This window comes from Fontisphaera persica (assembly GCF_024832785.1).
Classification (GTDB): domain Bacteria; phylum Verrucomicrobiota; class Verrucomicrobiia; order Limisphaerales; family Fontisphaeraceae; genus Fontisphaera; species Fontisphaera persica.
This window is the reverse complement of record NZ_CP116615.1, coordinates 397358-409814: the sequence shown is the minus strand read 5'-3', so window position 1 is coordinate 409814 and position 12457 is coordinate 397358. Positions and strand designations below refer to the sequence as shown.

The window sequence follows — 12457 nt, the reverse complement described above, 5'->3', positions numbered from 1 at the left end:
CTCACGCATTCATGTCCTGCCATTTCCTGGCCATGCGGCCAAAAATCCACAAAGCCACCGCGGCCACGATGCCAACCGCGGCAAAGGGCAGCCACACGTGGGCGTGGGGCGAATAGGTGTCCCACAACAACTGGGTGGCCTGCACGTGGTCCAAGCCTGTCACCTCCACCAGCTTGTCCATGGCTTGCATGCGTGTCACCCCAAGCGTCTCCTGCAGGGTGGCGATGGAGCCGTCCCACTGTTTGCTCTGGCCCCAGGGGGTTTTCTCCGCCAGGTATCGCAGCGCCAGCACGGCCTTTTCGCCATAGTGACCATAGACGTACCCTGCCAGCTCGCTGCCGGCATAAACTCCCACGCCCACTGGAATGTTCACATACCCCAGGTACAATCCCTTCTTGCCCGGCGGTGCAATCAAACCCAGGTACTCACTTTTCTTGGGGCCGGTGAGCATTTCGCCCAGCGAAAACAACAAGATGCCGGCAATCAAGAGCCAGACGTTCATCGTCCAGCCGGCCAGCACAATGCCGCCCGTGGCCATCAACATACCAATGAGCATGGCTTCCAGGGTGCGCATCTTGCGGGTGAGCCAGGCCATGCCAATGACCCCCAGGATGATGAACAAGGCGTTAAAACTCAGCAGCACCTGCTGGCGCACCATCGGCCCCCGGGGGGTGTCGCCCACCATGGAATTATAGGCCCAATCGGGCAGGCGCCGCAGCAGCTCGGCCGCCGGCCGGCTGTCGAGCCAGTCGCTGATGAAATTGGGCTGCAAATCCCAGAGCTGGTACATCATGAGCCAGAAGCAGGACATGATGGCAATCCAGGCCAGCAGGCGCGGCTCAAAGATGTTCCGCACCGTACGCGCCAGCACGGAGAGCGGCGACTCGGTGGCTGAGGCGCCGGAAGGCGTATCTTTGAGGAAAAACAACAACATGAGGTTGAAACTGGTGAACACCGCCGAGGCCAGGAAAAGATTGCGCCAGGCCTCTTTGGAGTGAGACTCGGCATAAAAAGGCCCGGGAAAGGCCGTGCTATAAACAAGAAAAAGCGAGGGTAAAAAGTGGCCGATGAAGGCGCCCACATTGACCACCCAGTAAAAAATACCCCAGCCCACCGAGGAATTGGCCCGGGTCAGGATGTTGGCCAGCGAACCTTGAATGCTGGGCTTGAAAAAGGCGGTACCGGTGGCCAGGGTCATAATGCTGATAAACAACGCCCAGAAATTACTGATGAAGCCCAAATCGCGCAGCAAGGCAATCATCAGGTAGCCCACCATCATCAGACTCAGGGCAAAGGTAAGGGTGCGCTTGTAGCCAAACCGATCCGCCAGTCCGCCGGTGAATACCGGCAGAATGGATTGAAACACCGCCCACCAGGCATAGATGGTGCCCTTGTCCGCCGCCGTCAGATGCAACCCGCCGGGGTCATCGGCCTGCATGATGTAAATCGGCGCCATGACTCGCAGGTTGTAGAAGGCGAGCCGCTCCCACATTTCAATGACGTTCAGCGTCCAGAAGGTGCGGCCTAATCTTGGTTTTTCGGTGGTGCTCATGCGTTGCGCGCCGAAAAAGTGGCATAACCCGCCGGGATTGTCCACCAGACTGAGACTACAACCTTGCTGCAAGGAGGCGGCACCGGACCAATTATGGGCTGGCCACGCCAGGCGGCGCGTGGCACGATGACAGGGTATGAAAAGAATCCCACTGCGGACGTCCCGCCGGCATTTCATTAAAGGAGCTGTTGCCGGTCTGACGACCATCACCATCATCCCCCGCCATGTTTTGGGGCAACCTGGTGTGCCGCCCCCCAGTGAAACGGTGGGCGGCGCGCTCATTGGCTGCGGCGGGCGCGGCCCCGGCACCTTTGACAACCTCAAGGGGCTGAATGCGGTGAAACTGGTCGAGTGCGACGTGCGCTTCAAAGACCGGGCCGACAATAAACGCTACTACACCGATTTTCGCCGCGTGTTGGAGCGCAAGGATATTGATGTGGTGGCCATCGCCACGCCGCCGCACTGGCACGCTTTGATTTCCATCATGGCCATGGAAGCCGGCAAGGATGTCATGTGCGAAAAACCGATGACTCGCTTCATCGCCGAAGGGCGCGCCGTGGTGAACGCCGCCAAACGCTATGGCCGTATCTTTCAGATTGGCACCTTTGGCCGTTTTTCCGCGGCGCGCAATCCGGGCGATGTCCTGACCCGCAAAATCATGAAAAGCGGCCTGCTCAAGGAATGCAAAGCGGTGTACATCAAAGCGGGCGGGCTGAAAGTCAAGGAATGGAGCGGCATCGTCAATGCCAAACCCCAACCCGTGCCCAAGTGGCTGGATTGGGATATGTATGTCGGCCCCTCGCCCATGAAGCCCTATCATCCCCACCGTTTCGGCGGCACGCATCGCGGTTATTGGGATTACGAGGGCGGCGGCCTGGGCGACATGGGCCAGCACGCCATGGACCCCGTAACTTGGACTTACGGCGTGGACGATACCGCGCCGGTGGAGATTGAGGCGCTGGCCCCGCCGGCGCATCCCGAAGTCTGTGGCATGTGGGGCTGGGTGGAGCTGAAATATGCCAATGGCTTTACCATCGTCCTGGTCAGCGGCGAATGGGGGCCGGATTATGACCGGCTCAAAGCGCGGCCGGTGCGTTTGGAGGATTTGGACGAGGAGAGCCGGCAAAAACTCAAACAAATGCCCGACCCCGAGCCGCTGATTGACTTCACTGAGGCGGTAAAAACCCGCAAGCAACCGGGGGGCCACGCCGAAGCCGCCCATCGCACAGTATGCATCATGCATCTGGCCAACATTGCCATTCGCGTGGGACGTAAAATCCGCTTTGACCCCGTGAAGGAGGAAATCATTGGCGATGAAGAGGCCAACCGGCTGGTCAATCCGCCCATGCGGCCCCCGTGGCACCTGTAACCTCAACCCAGACCCCACCTCATCCCATGCCCGGAGGTTTTATGGCAGACAATACCTTGGACATCAAAGCACTGGTCGAGCAAATGCCGGAAGTGGATAAACCCGGCACGCCCAGCAAATTCACCGGCCCGGCTTGGAGTGAAGCCGAGCCGATTTACCAGAAAATCCTCGGTGGTGGCGACCCGGCGCTCAAGGAATTGCTCGGGTTGGTGAAGGACCCGGCGGACCCGGGTTTTGCCAATTACAAAGCTGAATACGTCCTGCATGGCCTGGTGGTGTATGTGGGGCGCCCCGAACAGTTGAAACACAAGGAGCGTCTGGCCGGGCTGCTGGCCAGCGCCATGTTGGATGCCAATTATAGCAAGGCCACGCGGGGATTGTTCATTCGCGAATTGCAATGGATTGCCGGCCCCGCCCAGGTGAACGACCTGGCCAGACTCGCAGGCGATGAAGAACTGGGGTTGTACGCGCTGGCCTGCCTCGAGGCTGTGGGCAGGCCCGCCGTCCGTGCCCTGACCCGCAGCCTTTCCCAAATCACTGGCAGAAACCTGGTGGGGGCCATTCAGGCATTGGGACGCTGGGAAGTTGCTGAAGCCGCACCAGCGCTTCGGCGGCTCCTGTTCCACCAGGACCAGGATGTGCGGCTGGCCGCAGGCTGGGCTTTGGCCCGGCTCGGCGAGGCATCGGATGCAAACCGCCTGCTGAAAATGGCCGACGCTGCCAATGACTACGAGAAAATTAAAATGACCGATGCCTGCCTCCTGCTGGCCGAAAAATTGGCGGCCACAGGCAAGCCCCGCGAGGCCGTCAAGATTTATCAACATTTCCAGCGCACCCGCACCGACCCCAAGGAGCGGCACCTCAAGGAAGCCGCAGAAAAAGCGCTGACCGCGCTGAATGTGGCCTTTTGAGGGGCTCAGGATTTGGGGGGACGCCACGTTTTGCGATAATGCGCGTGGCGTTCCATGACCGCAATGACATACGCTCGCGTGGAAGGGAAGCCAATGGCCTGCACAAAAGCCGCGCTGTTGGTGGCCGCCGGCCCATTGAGCCACTTGAGCACGTTGGCGCGGCCGGCATTGTAATCCGCCAGCGCGTAAGGCAGTGGATTATCGGTTTGCGGATAACGTAACAGTAGCCGGCGCAGGTACCACGTGCCACACTCGATGTTCTTCTGGGGGTCGAATAATTCGGTGTGAAAAACCAGGGTGCGATTCTCCGCTTTGGCCCAATCGCGGGCAGTAGGCTCCATGATTTGCATCAAGCCGACTTCCCCCCGGCGGCCGCGAGCCTTGGGGTCGAACCGGCTTTCGCGCCAGATGACGGCCTTGATCAGGGCGGGATCCACACCGTATTTCCGCGCGGCGGCGGCGATGGTTTTGTCGTGCGCGTTTTCCTGCCACAACCGCCAACGGTCAAACAGCCAAAGCAAGCCGCCCAGGGCTACAATCACCAAGAGCCATTTTTGCCAGCGGGTTAAACGCACGGCATGAGCCTGACACGAGTGTAAGGAAAACGCACGCTCATTCACTGAGGGCCCGTGGCGGGTTACTTGCGTTCGGGCATCTCCGGCAGGGCAAGTTTGTATTTAAGACTCAAGAGCCGCAGGGCCAGGGTAACGCCGACCCCCAGCAGCATGTTGCGCGATACGTGCGGCACCCATTCTTCCAACACCACAAACAGTCCCGCTCCCGCCAGAGAGGCCGTGGCGTAAAAGTGGATTTGCCGACGGAAAACCAGGGGGATTTCCATGAGCAGGACATCGCGCAACATGCCTCCCGCCACCCCGGTCACCACCCCCATGGCCGTGGCCGCCAGCGGCGGCGTGTTGAACAGAAGCGCCTTGTGCGCCCCCACAATGGAAAACAACGCCAGCGCGAAAGCATCGGCGACCAGCAGGCCCCGGCCCGACAAATCCTGGTAGCGCACCACCAGAAACATGACCAGGGCCGTCAGCACGGCGTTGTACAAATAGGCCGGCTGGCGCACCCAGAAAATCGGTTGATCCCCCAGCAACACATCCCGCACCGTGCCCCCGCCAAAAGCCGTCACCACCGCCAGAACCAGCACCCCAAACAAATCCACCCGCTTGCCCCGCGCCGCCAGCACCCCGCTGATGGCGGAGACCGCCACGGCAAAGTGCTCCAATAAAAACGGGAGTTTTAACGGCGTGATCATAGGGAGATTTCACTGCCGGTTGACCCGCCACAGCAGCCACATGCCCATGCCCTGGAACAGAAAATTGGGAATCCAGCAGAACAGCCAGGGATGCCATTGCGCCCTGGTGGCCAGGGCGTCGGCCAAAATGAAGAAGCTGTAATAAACCAGCACCAGCACCAGGGCCACCGCCACGCCCACGCTGGTTTCCTTGCGATGGCTGCGAATGCCCAACGGAATGCCAATCAGCGTGAATCCCAGGCAGGCAAAGGAGAAGGCCACTTGATGGTGAAGCTGCACCTTCAAGGGCGCGAGGACTTTGTCCCGCGCGCCAGCGGGCAAAAGTCTGGCCTCCAGGCCCAGGGCGCCGCCCATCAGTTGCTCCACGCGGCGGCGCTCCTCCAGCAAATCAAAAAACGTCATCTCATTCAGCTTGATCGAGCGGGCACGTTGTTTGGGCAGGTCGAGGATGAACTCGGCCTCGCCGGCATAAAAAGGCATGGCCTGCAACACGCCTTTTTCCAGAGTGGAACCGCGGGCCTCAAACAATCGCAACACAAACTGATTGGTCTCCGGCCCTGGCTCCACCACCCCCCTGGCCGCCTGCAGGATGGTGGTGACCTCCCCTTCCTTGTCCACTTTGGAAATAAGCACATCGTGCATCTGGGCGTCGGTCACCTTGCTGACGTAGATGATGTAACCGGGAATGTCTTTGACGAACCGGCCGGCGGTCAGCACCGTGGCTGGACGCACCTGCCGCAACTCGGCCAGCATGTCTTTGTACGCCATGCGGCAGCTCGGCGCCAGGTAGAGGTTGATAAAACCGCTCAGACAGCTAAAGCCCACCGCCATCAACAACACCGGCGTCACCAGCGACACCACGGAAACCCCGCCGCCCCGCATGGCATTCAGCTCCTGCTCGGCGCTCAACCGGCCAAAGGTCAGCAGCATGGCGGTGAGCAGGCCCATGGGCAGGGCAAACACCAGTACATAAGGCACCAGCAACCCCAGCGCTTTGAACACCGTCACAGCGCGCACCTGCTCGTTCAACAACAGCAGGGTGACCTCTCGCAGCACATTGCCCAGCAGCAAAATGCCGGTGAACACCCCCACCGTCATCACCACGGTGGCGAGGGTCTGGCGCACGAGGTATTGGTGCAACGTTCTCACGGCGGGACCGCGACAGGTTAAGCCTCGGGAGCCGGCATTTTGTGAAAGAAGCGGCAGGCCGCCGCGCAGGTAGCCGCGGAAAGTTCCGCCAGGGAACAGCCTTTGACCTGTGCCGCCACGGCTGCAATGTCCGCCACAAACGCCGGCTCGCATCGCCGCGCCGACTTGCGCCACGGCTCCGGGGTCATGTAAGGGCAATCCGTCTCCAGCATGAAAGAACCCAGCGGCGCAGCAGCCAGGGATTCCCGGACATTCTGGCCATTTTTATAGGTCAGGATGCCCGTGTAGCTGACCAGGCAGTTCATGTCCAAAATCCGCTTCACCAGCTCCGGCGCTTCGGAAAAGCAATGAAACACCGCCCGCAACCGCCCCACGAACGGCTGCATCTGAGCCAGGATGTCTGCCATCGAAAACCGCTGGTGCACCACGATGGGCAACCCCAGTTCAACCGCCAGTTCCATTTGCTGGGCGAATAATTGCGCCTGCCGCTCCTTGTGCCGCGCATCGTCTTCGGGCGTCCCGCCCTGCAAGCTGGGGAGGTATTTGTAATCCAGGCCAATTTCGCCGATGGCGACCACTTTGGGGTGCTGCGCCAGCTCGCGCAAAACCGGCCGCACTTCCGCCGGCGCTTCTGCCGCATGATTGGGATGCCAGCCCACGGCGGCATAAACTTGGGGATGCGCCTCGGCCAGTTTCACCGCCGCGCGGCTGCTCTCCTCATCCACTCCTATGGTAATGATGCGCTCAATGCCTGCTCCCCCCGCGCGTTGCAGCACTTCAGGCAAATCCCGCCGGAAACTGCCGTCGTCCAGGTGGGCGTGGGTGTCGTAAAAAATCGGCATACCATTCCTTCAAGCGGCCTCATGCCCTGCCGCCCGCCCAGACGGGCGGATGTTTGAGCTGGAAAAGCATTTCGCCTGCCTTGGGCACCAGCAGCACGCCCTCGTCCTCACGGTTGGCGAAAGCCTCCGGCTGGATGCTGCGCGGGTCGCGATAACCCAGATTGATTTTACGACAAACGTCCTCCGGGATGCCGGTGGCCAGGGTGACCTGGGCCCGGCAGCGTTCGACGCCATTTTCAAACGTGCCAATGCCCCGCACATGCGTGGAGTGCGCCAGCACACCCCAAGGGTAATGCTTGAAGCGCTCCCACTGCTTGAGGAAATAGTCGCGGCAATGATAGCCCACTTCCCGAATCACCCGCCCATGGGTGAGCGAAATCTCCGTAATGTGCGGCGCATAAATAATCAATTCGCCGCCGTCCGCCAGCACCGGCTCGAGCTTGTACATGCATTTGCCGCCCGTCCATAGCTCGTCGTACATCTTGGGCGCGCACGACAGGATGGTGTGATAGGGATGGTCTTTGTAAGTGATGTGCAATTGCCGGGATAATTCCACCGCCGCCGCCCAGGCTCCTTCCGGCGTGCCGGCGTACAGGCCCGCCAGCGCGTGTCCCTCGACCACCAGGCAGAAACAAATTTTCGGCACGTTGACCAGCGCGCCGGCCTTGTCCACCACCTGGCGCACGGGCGTCCACTGATTGCCGATGATCATCGGGTTGGTGACCACGGCGCCAAGCCAGTGGAAGAAGTTCAAGATTTGCGGGCCAGCCACGCCGGGGAACAGGTACTTGTTGCCGCCGGAAAAGCCCACCACTTCATGCGGGAAAACTGGCCCCACAATCACCACCTGGTCATATTCAAAAACTAATTTGTTGACCTCCACCGGCACCTCCATGGCAAAAAGGCCCTGAGTCAACTGGCTGATTTCCTCGGCCGAAAGCGTGCCCACCTGGCGCAAGGCCGACGGATTATCCCACTCGTGATTGTAAAACCGCACCTGACCGTAGCGGTCACGCCTTTCCGCCAGGCTGATTTCCAGGCGCTCGCAAATGGCTTCCTCGGTCATGGCCACATGCGTCCCGAGGGCGACGAGAACGTCGAGGGATTTCACTACCGGCGCCAGGTGGGCATGCAGGGTCTTGAACATCAACCCCACCGGCGCGGTGCGGGTGTGGTCGGGAATGATTAACAACAGCCGTTGGCCGCGATAATCCGCCTGAGGCATGGCACGAGCCACCACGTCACTGACCTCGGCGGTCTTCACCTGGCGCGAAGGCGGCGCGCATTGTGCAAACAAACTCATGACCCAACACTAAAATGACCGCGGCGCAAAAGAAAACCAGAAAAAGCGACTGCGCCGGCGGCGGATGGCGCCGTACCCAACTCCAGCGGGAGGTGGCGTGCCGCGCGCTCCTGGCTGCTCGCAGTCAATCCATGAAATAAGGGAGGCCCTTTGTCGGACAAATACCGATGCAGCAAAATGTATTCAGACTTGTCAATGCCGCCACAAGTAGTAATCGTATCCCGCAACAAGGTTGACGTCGCGCTCTGCGCGCTCTCCGTATTGGAGAGAAACCCAGAGGCCGAAGTAGAGTAAGGAGCGAAAAGGCGGCTGAGTTTTTGCAGGGACGCGATCCCGGAAAAATTTAATGGGCACCGGAAAGCCATCATCGTGGGCTCCGTGGCATCAGGCTACACGTGCATTGCTGCAAACGGAGGCGGCGTGCTGTGCGCTGTTTGAACATTCCAAAGCCGGCATCATTCACTGGTCGCTGGAAGGGCAATGCGTTGCGGCCAATCCAGCCTTCGCCCTGCTGGCAGGACAAGCCGAAAACGCCCTCCCCGGACAGGCCATGTCCCGGCTTGTCGCGCCGGAAGATTGGCGGCAATGGCCGGAGATATGCTCTGCCTGGCAGGCGGGACCGTCCCGGCACCAGGCGGTGACCTGGCGATTGCTGCGGGCCGATGGCGCACCAATCGCGTGCGAGTTCTTTCTCAGTCCCGTCACCGATGCCCAGGGCGTGCTGGTGGGAGGCGCGGCGCTGGTCTTTCCGCTGGCCCCGCAGGATGATTTGCACCTGCTCACCCGCCTGCAAACCGCCGCCTTGCATGTGCTGCCGCATCCCGTCGTCATCACCAACGCCGCCGGGGCGATTATTTTTGTCAATCGCGCGTTCACCGAGGAAACCGGTTATACCCTGGAGGAAGTGCTGGGAAAAAATCCGCGCCTGCTCAACAGCGGACGGCATGACCGTTACTTTTTCCAGCGTTACTGGGACACCATTCTGGCCGGCAAAACCTGGACGGGTGAAATTGTCAACCGCCGCAAAGACGGCAGTTTCTACACGCAGGAGCAACGGGTCACCCCCATCCGCGACGCCCGCGGCCGCATCACCCACTTCATCGCCATTCAACAAGACATCACTGCCCGCAAACGTCTGGAAACCGAGCTGCGCCACGCCCGGGAGCGCTTCCAGCGCATTTTCCGCGCCAACCCCATGGCCATTGGCATTTGCGCGCAAAATGACGGGCGCTTCATCGAGGTGAATGACAGTTATGTCAAGCTGATGGGCTACACCCGGGAGGAATTGATCGGGCGTTCCGCCTCGGAATTGCGGCTATGGGTGAATCCCGCCCAGCGTGAACAGCTCATGATGACCCTGCAGCGCCATGGCTCGGTGACCAACATGGAGCTGCAGTTGCGCACCAAGACCGGCGCCGTGGTGGATGTGCTGACCTCGGTTGAGCCGCTGCAAGTCGGGCTGGAGGCGTGCTGGCTGTTTATTGATGTGGACATTACCGCCCGCAAGACTTTGGAGGCGCAATTGCGCCAGTCGGCCAAAATGGAAGGCATCGGCGCGCTTGCCGGCGGCGTGGCGCATGACTTTAATAATTTGCTGACGGTGATGAAGGGGCACACCGAGATGCTGGCCAGCCTGCCAGGTCTTCCCCCCCAGGCGCAGGCGTCCGTGCATGAGATTGCCGAGGCCACCGACCGCGCCAGCAATCTCACCCGCCAGCTTCTGGCCTTCAGCCGCAAGCAGGCCTTCCAACCGTCGCCCGTTCAGCTCAATGATGTGCTGGCGCAGGTGACCAAAATGCTGCGCCGCATCATCGGCGAGGACGTGACCCTGGAAATTCATCCCGCCCCGTCCCTGCCCATGATCATGGCAGACGTGGGGATGCTGGAGCAGGTCATCTTCAACCTGGCCGTCAATGCCCGCGACGCCATGCCGCATGGAGGACGCCTCACGATTGCCACCGACAGCGTGGCGGCCGCCTCCCCCCCCGAGGCTCCGCCCGGCCAGCAACCACCGGCGCCCTATGTTCGCCTGGTGGTCAAAGACACCGGTTGCGGCATCCCGCCCGACCTGCATCAGCGAGTCTTTGAACCTTTCTTTACCACCAAAGAACTGGGCATGGGCACCGGCCTGGGACTGGCCACCGTCCGCAGCATCGTCGAACAACACCAGGGATGGATCGAGTTGCGCAGCCAGGTGGGCGAAGGCACCTGCTTTCTGATTTATCTGCCCACGCTGCAATCCCCGGCGGCCGCCAAACCGCCGAAAGCGGCAACCCCGCCGGGATTACCCACAGCGCCGTATGGCAAAGAAACCATCCTCGTTGTGGAGGATGAGGCCGTTGTGCGGCAGTTGGCCGGGGATATTCTGAATTTGCACGGTTACCGGGTCATCCTTGCCGCCAACGGCCCTGAGGCGTTGGCCCTGTGGGCCAAACACCATCAACAAATTGACGGTGCCCTGCTGGACATGGTCATGCCCGGGGGCATTAATGGGCTGGCCCTCGCCCAAAAATTGCGGGAGCAACGGCCCAATCTGCCCATCCTCTTCACCAGCGGTTATTTCAACAGCCAGATGCTCCTGGAATCCACGCCAGGCTTTCACCGGCATCATTTTCTGCAGAAGCCCTATACTCCCATGCAACTGGCTCAGGTGCTGCGCACCGTGCTGGATGCCTACGCTGCAACCCGCCCCACCACGCCGCCCCCTTCCGCCACTTCCTGACACTTGCGGCTTGCCGCCCCTCTTTTCCTGCGTTAACTAAAACGCCGGTGTCTGCAACCCGGCAACTGTACGAGCTTTGGCGGCACACAGCCTCGCACCACGCCGACTCGCTGGCTCTCTGGGATGTGCCCGGTGGGCGGCGCTGGACCTTTGCCCAACTGGCCCGTGACTCAGAAACACCCCCGCCCGCGGCCGACCATGGCATTTGCCATCCCAGAGGCAACGGGGCGGATTTTATCCTGGAACTGTTGCGCGGATGGCGTCATGGCCTGGTCACCTGCCCCCTGGACCGGGACCTCGGACTGGCGTTTGCCGGCCCCTTACCCGCGCAATGCGCCCACCTCAAAGTCACCAGTGCCACCACGGGAGCGCCGCGGCTGGTGGCGTTTTCCGCCGAGCAACTTTGTGCCGATGCCAGCCACATCATGCAAGGCATGCATCTGTGCCCCGCATGGGCCAATCTGGCCGCGATTTCCCTGGCCCATTCCTACGGTTTCTCCAGTCTGGTGCTCTTACTGGTGCTGCAGGGCATGCCGTTAATTCTGGCCGGAGGCGGTCTGCCAGAACAACTCCGCGCCGCCAGCTCCCTGTGGCCGGATTTGGTTTTGCCTTCCGTGCCTGCTCTTTGGCGCACCTGGTTGGAGGCCACGGTTATTCCTCCCAACATTCGAGTGGCCATCAGCGCCGGCGCGCCCCTGCCGCTGGCGTTGGAACAACAAATCTTTGAGCGGCACGGGTTGAAAGTGCACAATTTCTATGGCTCCACCGAATGCGGCGGCATCGCGTATGACCCCACCAGCGAACCGCGCCAGCACGCCCAGCTCGCCGGCAGGGTCATGCCGGGAGTCCAGGTGAGCCTCAATCCGGAAGGCTGCGTGGAAGTACAAGGCCCCAATGTCGGAATGGGATATTGGCCGGAACCAGACCCGACCTTGGCCGGCGGCGTTTTTCGCACGCGCGACCTTGGAGAAATGCGGGAGGGCCTGCTCTTTTTACGGGGACGAGCCAGCGACCAAATCAACGTGGCTGGGCGCAAAGTGGCGCCAGATGCCATTGAGCAAGTGCTGCGCAACCATCCGGAAGTGCGGGAATGTGTGGTTTTTGGCGTGCCGGACCACGCCGGGCACCGCGGGGAAGCCATCGTTGCCGCCGTGGTCTTGAGCGCGCCGCAAGTGCTGGGCGCCGTGCGGCAATACACCCAAAATCAATTGCCTCCTTGGCAATGGCCCAAACACTGGTGGTTGACGGAGGAGCTTTCGCCCAATGAACGGGGCAAAATCTCACGCGCCCAATGGTCAGCGCGATATCAGGCGGCGCACAAAACCGCCGCGCCGGGCTGACA

The 12457-nt window shown here is 61.0% G+C and carries 10 protein-coding genes; 4 read left to right on the top strand and 6 right to left on the bottom strand.

The window, feature by feature from the left end:
- Nucleotide 1 precedes the first annotated feature (1 nt).
- Nucleotides 2–1552, bottom strand: coding sequence for an MFS transporter (locus tag NXS98_RS01705; protein ID WP_283846734.1), 1551 nt, complete (start codon nt 1550–1552; stop codon nt 2–4).
- A 136-nt stretch (nt 1553–1688) separates the two neighbouring features.
- Here NXS98_RS01705 and NXS98_RS01700 point away from each other — a divergent pair, with 136 nt between their 5' ends.
- Nucleotides 1689–2921, top strand: coding sequence for a Gfo/Idh/MocA family oxidoreductase (locus NXS98_RS01700; protein ID WP_283846733.1), 1233 nt, complete (start codon nt 1689–1691; stop codon nt 2919–2921).
- Between the two features lie 41 nt (nt 2922–2962).
- Nucleotides 2963–3832: a HEAT repeat domain-containing protein gene (locus tag NXS98_RS01695; RefSeq protein WP_283846732.1), complete on the top strand. Its 870-nt coding sequence runs from the start codon at nt 2963–2965 to the stop codon at nt 3830–3832.
- A 5-nt stretch (nt 3833–3837) separates the two neighbouring features.
- Here NXS98_RS01695 and NXS98_RS01690 read toward each other — a convergent pair whose 3' ends face one another.
- From NXS98_RS01690 to NXS98_RS01670, 5 genes are all read right to left on the bottom strand, one after another.
- Nucleotides 3838–4407: a lytic transglycosylase domain-containing protein gene (locus NXS98_RS01690; protein ID WP_283846731.1), complete on the bottom strand. Its 570-nt coding sequence runs from the start codon at nt 4405–4407 to the stop codon at nt 3838–3840.
- Between the two features lie 62 nt (nt 4408–4469).
- Nucleotides 4470–5099: a trimeric intracellular cation channel family protein gene (locus tag NXS98_RS01685; protein ID WP_283846730.1), complete on the bottom strand. Its 630-nt coding sequence runs from the start codon at nt 5097–5099 to the stop codon at nt 4470–4472.
- 9 nt (nt 5100–5108) lie between these two features.
- Nucleotides 5109–6248: an LptF/LptG family permease gene (locus NXS98_RS01680; RefSeq protein ID WP_283846729.1), complete on the bottom strand. Its 1140-nt coding sequence runs from the start codon at nt 6246–6248 to the stop codon at nt 5109–5111.
- A gap of 17 nt (nt 6249–6265) precedes the next feature.
- Nucleotides 6266–7090: a TatD family hydrolase gene (locus NXS98_RS01675; RefSeq protein WP_283846728.1), complete on the bottom strand. Its 825-nt coding sequence runs from the start codon at nt 7088–7090 to the stop codon at nt 6266–6268.
- A gap of 19 nt (nt 7091–7109) precedes the next feature.
- Nucleotides 7110–8393 (bottom strand): lactate racemase domain-containing protein, encoded by a 1284-nt coding sequence (locus tag NXS98_RS01670; RefSeq protein ID WP_283846727.1) that lies wholly within the window; start codon nt 8391–8393, stop codon nt 7110–7112.
- A 346-nt stretch (nt 8394–8739) separates the two neighbouring features.
- Between NXS98_RS01670 and NXS98_RS01665 the strand changes: the two genes are divergently transcribed.
- Together NXS98_RS01665 and NXS98_RS01660 are read left to right on the top strand one after the other, a co-directional pair.
- Complete coding sequence (locus tag NXS98_RS01665) at nt 8740–11115, top strand: hybrid sensor histidine kinase/response regulator (RefSeq protein ID WP_283846726.1); 2376 nt, start codon at nt 8740–8742, stop codon at nt 11113–11115.
- 47 nt (nt 11116–11162) lie between these two features.
- On the top strand, nt 11163–12455 hold the full coding sequence (locus NXS98_RS01660) for a class I adenylate-forming enzyme family protein (protein ID WP_283846725.1): 1293 nt from the start codon (nt 11163–11165) through the stop codon (nt 12453–12455).
- The last annotated feature ends 2 nt before the right edge of the window (nt 12456–12457 follow it).